This is a genomic window from Lipingzhangella halophila, from assembly GCF_014203805.1.
GTDB classification, from domain to species: Bacteria; Actinomycetota; Actinomycetes; order Streptosporangiales; family Streptosporangiaceae; genus Lipingzhangella; species Lipingzhangella halophila.
On the sequence record NZ_JACHJT010000001.1, the window covers coordinates 195,736 to 210,537 of the forward strand.

Annotated in this window: 17 protein-coding genes; 16 read left to right on the plus strand and 1 reads right to left on the minus strand. The window is 68.9% G+C overall.

Annotated features, from left to right (window positions below; genetic code table 11):
- Window positions 1-2 precede the first annotated feature (2 nt).
- The 13 genes from rpmD (at window position 3) to truA (ending at window position 8,716) form a co-directional block, all read left to right on the plus strand.
- Window positions 3-188: a 50S ribosomal protein L30 gene (gene rpmD / locus F4561_RS00985; protein ID WP_184573825.1), complete on the plus strand. Its 186-nt coding sequence runs from the start codon at window positions 3-5 to the stop codon at window positions 186-188.
- On the plus strand, window positions 185-652 hold the full coding sequence (rplO, locus tag F4561_RS00990) for a 50S ribosomal protein L15 (protein WP_184573827.1): 468 nt from the start codon (window positions 185-187) through the stop codon (window positions 650-652). Before rpmD ends, rplO begins: the two co-directional genes overlap by 4 nt.
- A gap of 294 nt (window positions 653-946) precedes the next feature.
- Window positions 947-2,260 carry a preprotein translocase subunit SecY gene (gene secY / locus F4561_RS00995; RefSeq protein ID WP_184573829.1) on the plus strand — a complete coding sequence of 438 codons (1,314 nt, stop codon included), beginning with the start codon at window positions 947-949 and terminating at the stop codon, window positions 2,258-2,260.
- An 11-nt stretch (window positions 2,261-2,271) separates the two neighbouring features.
- The gene (locus F4561_RS01000) at window positions 2,272-2,910 is read left to right on the plus strand and encodes an adenylate kinase (protein ID WP_184582992.1); all 639 of its coding nucleotides are present in this window, start codon (window positions 2,272-2,274) and stop codon (window positions 2,908-2,910) included.
- A 1-nt stretch (window position 2,911) separates the two neighbouring features.
- Complete coding sequence (map, locus tag F4561_RS01005) at window positions 2,912-3,736, plus strand: type I methionyl aminopeptidase (protein ID WP_184573831.1); 825 nt, start codon at window positions 2,912-2,914, stop codon at window positions 3,734-3,736.
- 125 nt (window positions 3,737-3,861) lie between these two features.
- Window positions 3,862-4,305, plus strand: coding sequence for a DUF1707 domain-containing protein (locus F4561_RS01010; RefSeq protein WP_184573833.1), 444 nt, complete (start codon window positions 3,862-3,864; stop codon window positions 4,303-4,305).
- Between the two features lie 299 nt (window positions 4,306-4,604).
- Window positions 4,605-4,826 carry a translation initiation factor IF-1 gene (infA, locus tag F4561_RS01015; RefSeq protein ID WP_017593374.1) on the plus strand — a complete coding sequence of 74 codons (222 nt, stop codon included), beginning with the start codon at window positions 4,605-4,607 and terminating at the stop codon, window positions 4,824-4,826.
- A gap of 48 nt (window positions 4,827-4,874) precedes the next feature.
- The gene (gene rpmJ / locus F4561_RS01020; protein ID WP_123201939.1) at window positions 4,875-4,988 is read left to right on the plus strand and encodes a 50S ribosomal protein L36; all 114 of its coding nucleotides are present in this window, start codon (window positions 4,875-4,877) and stop codon (window positions 4,986-4,988) included.
- Window positions 4,989-5,175: 187 nt separating this feature from the next.
- The gene (rpsM, locus tag F4561_RS01025; protein WP_184573835.1) at window positions 5,176-5,556 is read left to right on the plus strand and encodes a 30S ribosomal protein S13; all 381 of its coding nucleotides are present in this window, start codon (window positions 5,176-5,178) and stop codon (window positions 5,554-5,556) included.
- Window positions 5,557-5,624: 68 nt separating this feature from the next.
- The gene (rpsK, locus tag F4561_RS01030) at window positions 5,625-6,035 is read left to right on the plus strand and encodes a 30S ribosomal protein S11 (RefSeq protein ID WP_184573837.1); all 411 of its coding nucleotides are present in this window, start codon (window positions 5,625-5,627) and stop codon (window positions 6,033-6,035) included.
- A 126-nt stretch (window positions 6,036-6,161) separates the two neighbouring features.
- Window positions 6,162-7,181, plus strand: a complete 1,020-nt coding sequence (locus tag F4561_RS01035; protein ID WP_184573839.1) for a DNA-directed RNA polymerase subunit alpha — start codon at window positions 6,162-6,164, stop codon at window positions 7,179-7,181.
- 65 nt (window positions 7,182-7,246) lie between these two features.
- Window positions 7,247-7,765, plus strand: coding sequence for a 50S ribosomal protein L17 (gene rplQ, locus F4561_RS01040; RefSeq protein WP_184573841.1), 519 nt, complete (start codon window positions 7,247-7,249; stop codon window positions 7,763-7,765).
- A 78-nt stretch (window positions 7,766-7,843) separates the two neighbouring features.
- On the plus strand, window positions 7,844-8,716 hold the full coding sequence (truA, locus tag F4561_RS01045) for a tRNA pseudouridine(38-40) synthase TruA (RefSeq protein ID WP_184573843.1): 873 nt from the start codon (window positions 7,844-7,846) through the stop codon (window positions 8,714-8,716).
- A gap of 809 nt (window positions 8,717-9,525) precedes the next feature.
- Here truA and F4561_RS01050 read toward each other — a convergent pair.
- Window positions 9,526-10,389, minus strand: a complete 864-nt coding sequence (locus tag F4561_RS01050; RefSeq protein WP_184573845.1) for a hypothetical protein — start codon at window positions 10,387-10,389, stop codon at window positions 9,526-9,528.
- Window positions 10,390-12,218: 1,829 nt separating this feature from the next.
- Between F4561_RS01050 and rplM the strand changes: the two genes are divergently transcribed.
- The 3 genes from rplM to glmM all read left to right on the plus strand — a co-directional run bounded on the left by rplM (window position 12,219) and on the right by glmM (window position 14,759).
- Window positions 12,219-12,668 (plus strand): 50S ribosomal protein L13, encoded by a 450-nt coding sequence (gene rplM / locus F4561_RS01055; RefSeq protein ID WP_184573847.1) that lies wholly within the window; start codon window positions 12,219-12,221, stop codon window positions 12,666-12,668.
- 36 nt (window positions 12,669-12,704) lie between these two features.
- On the plus strand, window positions 12,705-13,217 hold the full coding sequence (gene rpsI / locus F4561_RS01060) for a 30S ribosomal protein S9 (RefSeq protein WP_184573849.1): 513 nt from the start codon (window positions 12,705-12,707) through the stop codon (window positions 13,215-13,217).
- A 207-nt stretch (window positions 13,218-13,424) separates the two neighbouring features.
- Window positions 13,425-14,759, plus strand: coding sequence for a phosphoglucosamine mutase (glmM, locus tag F4561_RS01065; protein WP_184573851.1), 1,335 nt, complete (start codon window positions 13,425-13,427; stop codon window positions 14,757-14,759).
- The last annotated feature ends 43 nt before the right edge of the window (window positions 14,760-14,802 follow it).

The window sequence follows — 14,802 nt, forward strand, 5'->3', positions numbered from 1 at the left end:
CAATGGCGAAGTTGAAGATCACGCAGGTCCGGTCGAAGATCGGCGGTAACCAGAAGCAGCGCGACAACCTTCGTTCGCTGGGTCTTGGCCGGATCGGAAAATCTGTGCTGCGTGACGACCATCCCGGGGTTCGCGGCCAGGTCAATGTGGTCGCGCACCTCGTCACCGTCGAGGAGGTCAGCTCATGAGCAATGAGTACACCCCCGACGAGCCGCTCAAGCTCCACCACCTCCGCCCGGCTTCCGGCGCCAACAAGGCCAAGATCCGCAAGGGTCGCGGCGAGGCGTCGAAGGGGAAGACGGCCGGTCGCGGTACCAAGGGAACGAAGGCTCGGTCGACCGTCCCCGCCGGCTTCGAGGGCGGCCAGATGCCGCTCATCCGCCGGATACCCAAGCTCAAGGGGTTCAGCAACGCCCGGTTCAAGACGACCTACCAGGTCGTCAACCTGGACAAGCTGAGCGAGCTGTACCCGCAGGGCGGCGAGGTCACGGTCGAGGGGCTGGTCGCCAAGGGAGCGGCTCGCAAGAACAGGCCCGTCAAGGTGCTGGGCACCGGCGAGATCTCGGTGGCTGTCCAGGTGAGCGCCGACGCGTTCTCCACCTCGGCCAAGGAGAAGATCGCTGCGGCCGGTGGCACCACCACTGAGCGCTAAGGAGCGAACAGCAGGTTCGCGCTCCTGGGGCGCCCGTTTGGCACGACCCATTACATTGGGGCCATCGGGCGCCCCCACGCGATTCGCCGGAGCGGGCAGAAACCTTCTGGAAGCGGTCGGATACCGGCTGTGACCTCGAAGATCCTTCGGTTGCGGCGATTGGCTGTTACAGTGCCATCTGTTTGACTTCTCAGGCCCCGGGCTCCCGCTCGGTGCTGAACACTCACCCGACGATTCAGGATCGACCGCGATGTCTCGAATCGGTTCCGCCGCCGGAGCCTCGCAGGAGGAGACGTGCTAGGTGCGTTCGTCCGTGCGTTCCGCACGCCGGACCTGCGAAACAAGCTGCTGTTCACACTGTTTATCCTGACGATCTTCCGGCTGGGCTCGGTGATTCCCGCTCCGGGGATCAACTCGGCGGCGATCCGGGACCAGATGGAGACGGTGCAGGCCAACGACACCGCGGGAATCTACGCGCTGGTCAACCTGTTCAGTGGTGGCGCGCTACTGCAACTGGCCGTTTTCGCCCTGGGCATCATGCCCTACATCACCGCGAGCATCATCATCAACCTGCTCACGGTGGTCATTCCGCGGCTGGAGTCGCTGAAGAAGGAAGGCCAGGCTGGCCAGGGCAAGATTACCCAGTACACGCGGTATCTGACCCTGGCTCTGGCGGTCCTGCAAGCTACCAGCATCGTCGCCATGGCGCGTACCGGGCAGCTCTTCCAGGGGCAGATCCAGGCCCACACCTATATGCCCGACCAGAGCATCATGACCCTGGTGACCATGGTGTTCGTGATGACGGCCGGCACCGGGATCATCATGTGGTTCGGTGAGCTGATCACCGAGCGCGGGGTCGGCAACGGGATGTCGCTGCTCATCTTCACGCAGGTGATCGCCGTCTTCCCGTCCTCCATCGCGGGCCTCTGGGAGGAGCAGGACACCTGGCTGTTCGCGCTGATCTGTGTCGCCGGTCTGGTGCTCATCACCGGTGTGGTCTTCATGGAGCAGGCGCAGCGGCGGATCCCCGTCCAGTACGCGAAGCGGATGGTCGGCCGGCGGATGTACGGCGGAAGCTCCACCTACATCCCGCTGAAGGTCAACCAGGCCGGCATCATCCCGGTCATCTTCGCGTCCTCCCTGCTGTACCTGCCGCAGCTCGCCATCGGCCTCATGGGCGAGGACTCCCAGAACCCCGTGGTGCGCTTCCTGCAGGAGTACTTCGTCGGCGGCACGCATCCGGTGTACATGGCCACGTTCTTCTTCCTGATCGTGGGCTTCGCGTTCTTCTACGTGGCCATTACCTTCAACCCCGCTGAAGTAGCCGACAACATGAAGAAGTACGGTGGGTTCATCCCGGGTATCCGTCCGGGGCGTCCGACCGCCGAATATCTCGACTACGTGCTGACTCGGCTGACGACCCCCGGCTCGCTGTACCTGGGTCTGATCGCTCTGCTGCCGATGATCGCCCTTGGCCAGGCTGGTGCCGGACAAGGCTTTCCCTTCGGTGGTACGAGCATCCTGATCATGGTTGGTGTCGGGCTGGACACGGTGAAGCAGATCGAGAGTCACCTCCAGCAGAGGAACTACGAAGGTTTTCTGCGATAGTGCGTGCCGTATTGGTGGGGCCTCCTGGGGCCGGCAAGGGTACCCAGGCCCAGATCTTGGCGTCCGAGTTGTCGATACCGAAGGTGTCCACTGGGGACATCTTCCGCACCAACGTCAGTGGTGGCACTGACCTTGGAAAACAGGCCAAAACGTACATGGACCGCGGTGAGCTCGTCCCCGACGAGGTCACCAACGAGATGGTCCGCGACCGGTTGGCCCAGGAGGACGCCCAAGCGGGCTTCCTCCTCGATGGCTTTCCGCGCAACGTCGCGCAGGCCGAGACCCTGAACAAGATCCTGAACGACCTCGGCGAGCGGCTTGATGTCGTGCTCGAGCTCGCGGTCGATCAGGAGGAGGTTGTCCGGCGGCTCGCGGGGCGCCGCTCCTGCCGGAGCTGCGGTCACGTGCAGCACCTCGAGTACGACCCGCCGCAGGTCGACGGGGTCTGCGACAACTGCGGCGGCGAGCTGTTCCAGCGCGAGGACGATCGCGAGGAGACCATCCGGCGCCGGCTGGAGGTCTACGACGAGCAGACCGCGCCGCTGGTCGCGTTCTACCGGAACGAAGGCATCCTGCAGACAATCGACGCCACCGGTGCCGTCGAAGACATCGCCGCACGGGCGCTGGACGCCCTGCGTAGTCAGGCCTGACATGTTCCGTAAGGCCGAACCGGCGGTCCAGTTGAAGACGCCCGCCCAGATCGCGAAGATGCGCGCGGCTGGGCGGGTGGTGGCCAGCACCCTGGACCTGCTCAGGGCCTCGGCCGAGCCGGGGATGAGCACGCTGGACCTCGACGCCATCGCTGAGCGGAGCATCCGGGACGCCGGGGCGGTGCCGTCCTTCAAGGGGTACTGGGGATTCCCGGGCTCCATCTGCACCTCGGTGAACGAGGAGGTCGTACACGGGATCCCGCGCGAGAGCAAGATACTGCGGTACGGCGACATCATCTCCATCGACTGCGGTGCGATCCTCGACGGCTGGCACGGCGACTCCGCGATCACCTTCCCGATCGGTGAGGTCAGCGTGGACGACGCCGCATTGCTGCGGGTCTGCGAGGAATCGATGTGGCGGGGGATCGCTCAGCTCCGTCCCGGACGGCACCTCGGCGACATCGGGCACGCCATCGACAGCTTTGTCCGCCAGAGCGGTGGCTACGGCAACGTCCAGGAGTACGGTGGACACGGCATCGGTACCGAGATGCATATGGATCCGCACGTGCTGAACTACGGCAAGCCGCGCAAGGGAATGGGGATCGCCGAAGGTATGTGCCTGGCGATCGAGCCCATGACGAACCTGGGCACCCGGCACGTGGTTACGCTGGACGACCAGTGGACCGTGGTCACGCGCGACAGCTCCCGCTCGGCACACTTCGAGCACTCGGTGGCCGTCACCGCTGAGGGCCCGCTGGTTCTCACGGCGCGCGACGAGAACCGGGAGAAGCTCGCCGAGCTGGGTTTTCCGGACCCCGACAACTGAGCCCGGCCTGGCGCCGCTGATCGCGGGCCAGCCAACGCAGCGTGGCCGTGCCGCGGGCGTTCGACTACCCTGGCAAGGGCGGCCGTTCGGCCAGGGTGGCCCGCAGTTCGACGAGAGGGCGCGCGATGTCGGAGAACACTCCGCAGATGCGGGTATCGGACGCCGACCGCGAGCGCGTGGCCGCGATGCTGCGGGAGCACTTCGCACAGGGCCGCCTGGAGGACGACGAGTTCACCAGCCGGTTGGAGAACGCCTACAACGCAAGAACCAGGGCCGACCTCGTGCCGCTTACCGAGGACCTGCCCGAGCGCGACCTCGCGGACCTTCCCACCGAAGCCCCGCGGTCGGTCGCCTCCCGCAACGGCTCGGCCGCCGCGGTGAAGGCCGCGTGGGGCGTGTGGGCCGGCGTGAACGCACTGTGCTTCACCATCTGGCTGATCACCGCCGTTACCGCCGGCGCGACCTACCCGTGGTTCTTGTGGGTGGCGGGGCCATGGGGTGTGGTGCTGCTGGCCAGCACCATCGGGGCCGCCTCGATGCGGCGGGACAGGCCGGGAAACGCGAGATAGCGGCGTAGTTCCGGGCGGATGCCGGCGGGGTGCGACGACCGTCGAGAGCACTGGTCGGAACGCGATAGACTGGGCATGCCCATACGCGGGCTGTTGGGTCAGTCTGCCTACATTCGCATTCGTTCGTTGCGCTGGCGTATGCTACTGCAGTTGACCTGATCTTCCAGCGTGCGCTTCTCGCGGGGTGGATCGGCGAGTGGCTCCCTTTCCACACACGCCCTCGGTCCTCGACCGCCGGGCGGCTGGAAGCGCGTCGGGGTAGTCCAGTCAACTTAGTCGATGAACGAAGCGTGGAGGACATGGCCAAGAAAGACGGCGCCATCGAGATCGAGGGCTCCGTTATCGAGTCCCTACCCAACGCTATGTTCCGAGTGGAGCTCGACAACGGGCACAAGGTCCTTGCCCACATCAGCGGCAAGATGCGGATGCACTACATCCGCATTCTTCCCGACGACCGCGTCGTCGTGGAGCTGAGCCCGTACGACCTTACGCGCGGGCGCATCGTTTACCGCTACAAGTAGCCACCGCGCGCTGTCGGACAGCGCCGATGGGACGAGTCCGGAGAGACAATGAAGGTCAAGCCGAGCGTCAAGAAGATCTGTTCGAAGTGCCGCGTGATTCGCCGGCACGGCACGATCATGGTCATTTGCTCGGATCCGCGGCATAAGCAGCGGCAGGGCTAGCAACCCGCTTCCCGCACGAAACGCGGGCGCGCGTCCCGCGTCGCGGATCCGCCAGAAGTCAATAGATCTCGTTCCGATCCCCCGCGCAGGGGGACACCCCCGGTCGGAGGCCGGGGCCTCGTCGGTTGGGCGATGAGAGGGCAGGGACGGGAAAGACCTCCGCAGAGTTCCAAGGGAGATCGCCCAGATGGCACGTCTCGAAGGCGTTGACCTTCCTCGCGACAAGCGAGTGGAGATCGCGCTCACCTACGTCTACGGAATCGGCCGCACCCGCGCCGCCGAGACCCTGAAGAACACGGGCGTCAGCGCGGCGACCCGCGTTCACGAGCTCACCGAGGACGAGCTGGTCCAGCTCCGTGACTGGATCGGCGCGAACTACCAGGTGGAAGGTGACCTCCGGCGAGAGGTCCAGGCCGACATCCGCCGCAAGATGGAGATCGGCTCGTACCAGGGAATCCGGCACCGCCGTGGCCTCCCGGTCAAGGGTCAGCGCACGCAGACCAACGCGCGTACGCGCAAGGGTAAGAAGAAGACTGTGGCCGGAAAGAAGAAGTCCGGCAAGAAGTAGTCCGCCCGGACGTCGCGACAAACGTCCGGTACCAACCAACGGACCGATGATCTTGGGAGTTCACTGGTATGCCGCCTAAGGGCCGTCAGCAGCAGGGCGCCGCGCGCAAGGTGCGCCGCAAGGAAAAGAAGAATATTGTCCACGGCCATGCTCACATCAAGAGCACGTTCAACAACACGATCGTGAGCATCACCGACCCCAGTGGCTCGGTGATCTCGTGGGCGAGTTCCGGGCAGGTCGGGTTCAAGGGCTCGCGCAAGTCGACCCCCTACGCCGCGCAGATGGCCGCCGAGGCCGCCGCGCGCCGCGCCCAGGAGCACGGGACGCGCAAGGTGGACGTCTTCGTGAAGGGCCCCGGCTCCGGCCGCGAGACCGCGATTCGCTCGCTGCAGGCCACCGGCCTTGAGGTGGGTTCGATCCAGGACGTAACGCCGGTCCCGCACAACGGGTGCCGGCCGCCGAAGCGCCGGCGGGTCTGACCCGCGCGGTGTGTGGCCTCGCGGGCTCGTAGGGCACCGGGAGGCCGTGTTGCACCGGCTCCGCGGCCGCGGAGCCGACCAGTGGCCGTCAAATAGCGGGCGGCCGTGGGAAAGGAAACAGCGACCATGTTGATCGCACAGCGTCCATCGCTCTCCGAGGAAACGATCTCGGACCTTCGCTCGAAGTTCGTTGTTGAACCACTTGAGCCGGGTTTCGGGTACACGATCGGAAACTCGCTGCGCCGGACCCTGCTGTCCTCCATCCCCGGTGCTGCTGTCACCAGCATCCGCATCGAGGGCGTCGAGCACGAGTTCACCACCGTGCCCGGTGTGAAGGAGGACGTCACCGAGATCATCCTGAATCTCAAGGGCCTGGTGATCAGCTCCGAGCACGACGAGCCGGTCCTGATGTACCTGCGCAAGCAGGGGCCCGGTGTCGTCACGGCGGCCGATGTCGCCCCGCCGGCCGGGGTCGAGGTGCACAACCCGGACCTGCACATCGCGACATTGAACAGCAAGGGCAAGCTTGAGATGGAGCTCACGGTCGAGCGCGGCCGCGGCTACGTCTCGGCCACCCAGAACAAGCAGGTCGGCCAGGAGATCGGGCGCATTCCGATCGACTCGATCTACTCGCCCGTCCTGCGGGTCACCTACAAGGTCGAGGCCACCCGTGTGGAGCAGCGCACCGACTTCGACCGGCTGATCGTGGACATCGAGACCAAGCCGTCCATCCGGCCCCGGGACGCTGTCGCGAGTGCGGGCAAGACCCTGGTCGAGCTGTTCGGCCTGGCACGCGAGCTCAACGTCGACGCCGAAGGCATCGACATGGGCCCGTCGCCGACCGACGCCGCTCTGGCTGCCGACCTGGCGCTGCCGATCGAGGACCTCAACCTGACGGTCCGTTCCTACAACTGCCTCAAGCGTGAGGGCATCCACAGCGTTGGCGAGCTTGTCGCACGCTCCGAGCAGGACCTTCTCGACATCCGGAACTTCGGTGCGAAGTCCATCGAGGAGGTCAAGCAGAAGCTCATCGACATGGGCCTTTCCCTGAAGGACTCCCCGCCCGGATTCGACCCCACCACTGCGGCCGACTCCTACGGTTCGGAAGACGACGAGGAGTCCTTCGTCGAGACCGAGCAGTACTAGAAGACGTCGCCAACGGCCCGCGGTCGGCTGCCCGGCCAGGGCCGCACCACTAGGAGAACCACACCATGCCCACGCCAACGAAGGGGCCTCGTCTGGGTTCCGGCCCGTCTCACGAGCAGCTCATGCTGGCGAACCTCGCGAGCGCGCTGTTCCAGCACGGTCGCATCAAGACGACGGAGGCCAAGGCGAAGCGCCTGCGTCCGTACGCGGAGAAGCTCATCACCCTGGGCAAGCGGGGCGACCTGCACGCCCGGCGTCTCGCGCTGCGCAAGGTCACCGACAAGTCGGTGGTGCATGAGCTCTTCACCGAGATCGGTCCGCGCTACGAGAACCGCGACGGTGGGTACACCCGCATCACCAAGGTCGGTTCGCGCAAGGGCGACAACGCTCCGATGGCGGTGATCGAGCTGGTCGAGGCCGCCCCGGCGCGGCCCGCGTCCTCCCGTGCCGCGCAGCCGGCGCAGGAGAGTGCCGCCGCGCCCGAGGCGGATGACCAGGCCGCGGAGGAGTCCACCTCCGAGCCGGCCGCCGAGGCGCAGGCGACGGAGCGGGCCGAGGGCGAGTCCTCGGACAGCGAGAAGTAGGAACCCGCGTTCCGCTGAGTACACGGCGCCCGGTCCCCGTTGGGGATCGGGCGCTCGTCTTTCGTGTGGAGAGCTTTGATGGCGGCCGATGTTGACGCTGAGACAGGAACCGGCACCGCCACGGACCCGGACACCGTCCGGGTCCGCCTGGACATCGCCTATGACGGTGCGGGTTTCTCGGGCTGGGCGGAGCAGCCGGACCGCCGCACGGTCCAGGGGGAGCTGCAGGTGGCGCTGCGGCGGGTGCTGCGGGTCGACAGCGCCCGATTGACCGTCGCGGGACGCACCGACGCCGGTGTGCACGCCCGCGGGCAGGTGGCGCACCTGGACGTCCCCCGCGAGATCTGGGCCGTCGACGGGGACCGTCTGCTGCGCCGTCTGGCCGGAGTGCTCCCGCCGGACGTGCGGGTGCACGCGGTATCCGAGGCCCCGCCGGGGTTCGACGCGCGCTTCTCAGCGTTGTTCCGCCGGTATGTCTACCGGGTCAGTGACGCCCCAGGAGGGGTCGACCCGCTGCGGCGACACGACGTGTTGTGGCACCGGCACCCGCTCGATCCGGACCGGATGAGCGAGGCGGCGGCCGACCTGGTGGGCGAGCACGACTTCGCGGCCTACTGCCGCAGGCGCGAGGGCGCGACCACCATCCGGGAGCTGCTGCGCCTGGAATGGACCCGGGAGAGCGCGCACCTGTACGCGGGCACCGTCCAGGCCGACGCGTTCTGCCACAACATGGTCCGGGCCTTGGTGGGCGCGCTGCTGGCGGTTGGGGACGGCCGCCAGGACCCCGGGTGGCCGCGCCGCGTCCTGGACGCCGGTGTGCGCGACTCCGGGGTACACGTGGTGCAGGCGCACGGCCTGACACTCGAGGAGGTCCGCTACCCCGACGACCACGCCCTCGCCGAACGCGCGGCCACCACCCGCAGGGTCCGGACACCTTTCCGGGGATCGTGAGGCCGCATCACGGCGTGCGCGCCGATCGTGCGGATTCGGTTCCTTCGTAGCACTCTCGGATTTCGTGGCTTTGCCAACCGCACGCCTGCGGTTGGCAACGGGGGCGAGGGACCGGATGGCTGGGGTGGACACGTGTCGGTGCTGGCCCCTGCTAGCGGCGCACGCGACGGGGCAGCGAATGCCGGTGGTGGGCCAGCCTGCGGTGGTCGGTGCGGGCGCCCGCTGGTGGCGCTCCCAGCGATATCAGCGACGACAGAGCCGGATGGTCGGGGTGGTAGTCACCGGTACGGGCCGCGGGCGGTTGCGCGTCCGACGAGAGCAGTGGGGACGGTGGGTGGCCAGGCCTGCGGGGGCCGCTTCTGGTGCCCGGTGGTGGCGCACGCAACGGGGCGGCGAGGACGGCGCAGGGTTCCGGGGGCTGCCTGCTTTCGCCCGGCACGGGGCTTGGGATCTCCGCTGCCCGCCCTCACGCCGCACCGAAACCGGCCGTGCGGACAGATTCGGCGCCGAGACCGGCCCCACAGACAGTCTCGGCGCGGCCCCGCACCGAGAACCACACCACAGACACCCCACTGGCTCCACCACCAGTCGCCGCCGCCCCCGTCGCACGGGCGACCATCGGGCACCAGGAACGACCCCCGGGGGCGGGCCCACTGCCGGCCTTCGCCGCCCTCGTCGGGCGCGCCACTATCGGGCACCCGTAGCGATTCCCGGGGCCGGCCATCCACTGTCCTCGCTGCGCCCGTCGGATGCGCCACCATCGGGCACCAGGACCGATCACCGCGGGCCGCCCCACCAACCGGCCTTGGTCAGGAGACGCCCAGGGGCTCGTAGGGCACCTCGGCGAACTCGTCGCCGATCTCGGTGAGCTCGTCCATATTCCCCTCGGCGGTGCGGCCGTCGGTGTTGGAGGCGAGAGCGAAGACGAGGTAGCGCTCCCACTGCGCGCCAGAGCCGTGCCCCCCGGCGATCTCCATGCGTTCCGTACCGCTGCCTTCCTTGCCGCTGAGCCCGGCGAACCACTCGGCGTTCTCCAGGTCCTGGGCCTCCTGCGCCTTCTTGGCATCCTCGGCCGAGTCCATGGCCGCCACGCCGACGGTCACGGCGCGCGTCTTGTCCTCGTTGACATAGGAGGCCCGGATGATCTGCTCGCAGTTGTTGTCGTCGAGAGCATCGCCGTAGTCGCCGTGCGCGGCGGTCCCGCACTTCTCGGTGTCGTCGGTGATGGCCAGCTCGTAGGTCTCGCCCGCGATCTCGGCGGACTCGGGGAAGACATCGCCGGGTTCGAGCGCGCCCGATCCCGCCACGTCCCCGCCCTCGTCGGAACCGTTGGCGGCGAGCAGGAACGCACCCCCGCCGGCGATGAGCAGCAGGGCGAGGAACCCGCCCGCGAGGAGCAGCATCTTGGTCCGCTTGGACGGTCCGCTGCTGTCGGGCTCGGACAGCTCGGACAGGTCGATCTCGGCCGTGGTGGTGCGCTCGTTGGCCGATCCCGGGGTCTCGTCGCGGAACATCGGCCGGCCGCCGAACGCGTCGTTGACCGGTGGTACCGCCTGGGTGGCGTCGCCGGCCACCGCGTTCATGTTCTGGGTGGACTCGGCGGCTTCGGGCGGGAACACGGGCTCGGCCTCGACCGCGCTCTCGGCCCCCGGATCGTCGGTTCCGGGGGGCATGACGCGTCCCTGTAGCGGTTGCTGCCCGCCGGTCGGCCCGCCGACCGGCGGAGGGCCGGGGGGTCCAGGCGGGAACGGCGACCCTGGGGGAGGGGCGTTGGGCGCACCGGCGGGGCCGGGTGGCCCTCCGGGGGAGCCGTGCGGCGGTGCCTGGGGACCCGTGTGCGGGGGAGGTCCAGGGGGCGGCCCGGCACCGGGCCGTGGACCAGGCCCGCCCGCGGGTGCGGCCGGTGAGCCCGGTGGCGGTGTGCCCTGGGGCGGCTGTTGGGCACCGCTGGCGCCCGGGGGCGGGGGGCCCGGAGGGCGCTGCGGGCCGGGAGGCCCGTTCGGCGGCGGCCCGGGTGCCCCTTGGGGCGGCCGTGGTGGCCCGTTGGCGCCCTGAGGCGGCTGCTGCGGGCCGCTGGCGCCCTGGGGCGGAGGTCCCGGAGGGCGCTGCGGGCCGGGCGCCCCCTGGGGTGGCTGTTGCGGGCCAGAGGGGGCGTGCGGCGGCGTGCCCTGGGGTGGTTGCCCCTGGGGTGGTCCGGATCTGCGGGCCGGCAGGCTGGGGCCCGACGAGGGCGCCCCGGGGCTGCCAGGCGAACCCGGAGGGGCGCCCTGTGGTCCTGGCGGCGGTCCCTGCGATTCGGGTCCCTGCTGTCCCTGTTGTCCTTGCGGACGCTGTGGGGGACCCGCCGGCGGCTGGCCCTGCCCGTGCTGCGGCGGGGCACCCGGTCCGCCGCCCTGTGGGCCCGCTGGTCCGGGTGCGGGCCGGCCCGCCATGGGCGGGGGCTGGCCGCCGCTCTGGCTGTGCGGCTGCTGCGGCCCGGTCGCGGGGTGGGGCGGCCCGGCGCCGCCGGGCGGCCCGGGAGGCGGCCCTCCCGGTGGGACACCCTGCCCTGGCCCCTGCCCGGTCGGCGGGCCCTGCTGCGGGGAACCGGGCGGTGCGGGTCGGCTGGGGCTCATGGGCGCCCCGGTCGCAGGACGCGCGCGTTCGCCGCTCTCCTCCTCCGAGGCGGGATCCGCGGAAGGAGGTTGCTCGCCTTGGCCGCCTTGGCCGGGGTGGCCACGGTTCGGCTCGTTCGGATGCGGTTCGATGAGAGTACTCCGGAGACTGTCCTGGGGGTGGCGGAACTGGATCGATATCGACACGGAGCGGGCCGTACCGAGGACCTCGGTGGCCGTTCCCCGAGGGAGAGCAGCGGAGTGCTGCCCTGTTCTCTATCGTCGTTCTCCGGGTCCGGCGGCCTCACGTGATAGCCGTGGGGACCCGGCCGGGGCCGTCCGGGAAGGCCAGTGGCGACGGTATTCGGTGGCAGGGTTGGGCGGCCGGTGGCCGTTCGGGGCTGCCGCGCCCGGTATCTGCTGCATCGAAACCATCGGCCGTCCCGGGAGAGGATAGCTCGTATCAGACAGTCTGGGGCGATTCGGGGCCGGGCTTCGGGCGTCTGTTACCGAAGCGGTTCGCGCGTTCGCGCATCGAAGTGGCCGCACCGCCCGCTTCTCTGTTATGGCGAAAGCACTCGGGACAGGCGGCATAATGAATAAGGGAGCAATCGCGGATCGCGGTGCCACCGCTGATCAACGCATGCGAGCCGCAGCAGGTGTGTGGCCGTCCGGGTGGGGTTCCGCCCCCGTTTTGACTGGTGGCACGCAGACCCGCTAGGCTGCTATGTCGTTGTGTGTTGACTTGCCGGGGCCCCGGTATATCTTCGGGCGCCAATAACGCAGCACCGTCCGCACACTCGATCGCCGGTTGGTCCCGCCTACGGGACTCCGGTCCAGTAATTACGAGTTCCCCATCTCCGTGCGCGGAGATGGCCGCCCGCCGACTGAGACGAAGGCTTACGATCGTGCGCACCTACAGCCCCAAGCCCAGCGATGTCCAGCGTCAGTGGCACGTCATCGACGCCACTGATGTCGTGCTCGGGCGGCTGGCTAGCCACGTCGCCCCACTGCTCCGAGGCAAGCACAAGACGTACTACGCGCCCCACATCGACACCGGTGACTACGTGATCATCGTGAACGCCGACAAGGTGGCGCTGACAGGTAATAAGCTGGAGCAGAAGCGGGCGTACCGGCACTCCGGTTACCCCGGTGGTCTGCGCTCCGTCGCCTACAGCGAGCTGATGGCCAAGCACCCCGACCGCGCCATCGAGAAGGCGGTCAGGGGAATGCTGCCGAAGGGCTCTCTGGGCCGCCAGATGGGCAAGAAGCTCAAGGTCTACGCCGGCCCTGATCACCCGCACCAGGCGCAGAAGCCTGTGCCTTACGAAATCACCAAGATCCAGCAGCCCGCGTAGGCGCTCGCGAGACGTTAAGGAAGTACGAGGAGAACCGTGGTCGAGCCCACCGGCATCGAAGACGTCGCCCAGGACTTCGAGGACAACCCCGAGGAGTTCCCCGCTGAGTACACCAGCGAGACTCCCGAGGCCCCTGGAGGGGGGTACGTTCCGACCGCGTCCGGCCCGAGCGCGGGTACCGGTCGCCGGAAGAAGGCCGTCGCCCGCGTCCGCATCAAGCCCGGTACGGGCGAGTGGAAGGTCAACGGCAAGTCGCTCGAGGAGTACTTCCCCGACAAGGTCCACCAGCAGACCATCAAGGAACCACTGGTCACGCTTGGTGTCGACGGCGGCTATGACGTGTTCGCGCGGCTGAACGGCGGCGGGCCCAGCGGCCAGGCCGGCGCCCTGCGCCACGGCCTCGCCCGCGCGCTCGCCGGGCTCGACGCGGAGAACAACCGGCCGGCGCTGAAGAAGGCCGGCTTCCTCACCCGCGACGCCCGCGAGGTGGAGCGGAAGAAGGCCGGTCTGAAGAAGGCCCGCAAGGCTCCGCAGTACTCCAAGCGGTAACGCACCGCGGACGACCCTCGCGCCGGACCACGCGCGGCGCGGCACGCTACGGCCCGCCGGCCCCTCGATGGGGCCAGAGCGGGCCATAGCTGTTTCTCGGCGTGGAAATGCCACGGCGCTCCCGAGGGGAACGGTTACCGTGAGGTTCCCGTCTCATGCACCGTGACAGGTCAGTGCTGCTCTCCACGTAGAAGGGGCGAATGGTCCGTGGCTCGGCTTTTTGGTACCGACGGAGTCCGGGGGGTCGCCGGGCGCGACCTCACCGCATCGCTGGCGCTGGAGCTCTCCATCGCCGCCGCGCAGGTCCTGGCCGTGGGGGACCATCGCCCTCGCGCGGTGGTCGGGCGTGATCCGCGGGCGTCCGGTGAGTTCCTGGAGGCGGCGGTCGTCGCGGGGCTGGCGAGTTCCGGTGTGGACGTCGTCCGCTTGGGCGTGCTGCCCACCCCGGCTGTCGCGTACCTCACCGACGCGCTCGACGCCGACTTCGGTGTGATGCTGTCGGCCAGCCACAATGCCGCGCCCGACAATGGCATCAAGTTCTTCGCGCGGGGCGGCCAGAAACTGCCCGATGAGGTCGAGGACGCGATCGAGGCCGGCCTGGGCGGCACTGCCGAGCCTGTGGAGGGCGCCGCCATCGGCCGGGTGAGTGACACCTCCGACGGCGCCGAACGCTACATCCAGCACCTCCTCGGCTCGTTGCCGCACCGGCTCGACGGGCTGCGCGTGGTGGTGGACTGCGCGAACGGCGCGGCAACCACTGTGGCGCCCGAGGCGTTGCGGCGTGCCGGCGCCGAGGTCATCACCATCGGCGACCGGCCCGACGGCCTGAACATCAATGAGGGGTGCGGGTCGACCCAGCTCGGTGCGCTGCGCACTGCCGTGCGCGAGCACGGGGCCGACGCCGGTATCGCCCACGACGGCGACGCGGACCGCTGCCTGGCTGTGGCGGCCGACGGAACGGTGATCGACGGGGACCAGATCCTCGGGATCCTCGCTCTGGAGCTGCAGGAGTCGGGCCGGCTCGCCGAGGACACCCTCGTCATCACGGTGATGTCGAACCTGGGCCTGAAACTGGCCATGAAGGAGGCCGGCATCACGGTGGTGGAGACCCCCGTCGGGGACCGCTACGTCCTTGAGGAGATGAAGGCCGGCAGCTACTCGCTGGGAGGCGAGCAGTCCGGCCACGTTGTGCTGCTCGACCACGCGACCACCGGCGACGGTCTGCTCACGGGCCTGCACCTGCTCGGGGCGGTGAGCCATCGGCGCCGGCCCCTCGACGAGCTGGCCAAGGTCATGACCAAGCTGCCGCAGGTTCTCATCAACGTGCCCAACGTCGACCGGAGCCGGGCCACAAGCAGCAGTGAGCTCGCCGAGGCCGTCGCCCGAGCCGAGACCGAGCTCGGCGACACCGGCCGGGTGCTGATCCGGCCAAGCGGCACCGAGCCGAAGGTCCGCGTCATGGTGGAGGCCGCCGCGGAAACGCGGGCCCAGGAGGTCGCCGAGCGCTTGGCCGGAGTGGTGCGGTCCGCCCTGGGAAACTGACGGCTGTACGGTCCGGGTCCGGCGCACGGCGCCGGGATCCGGC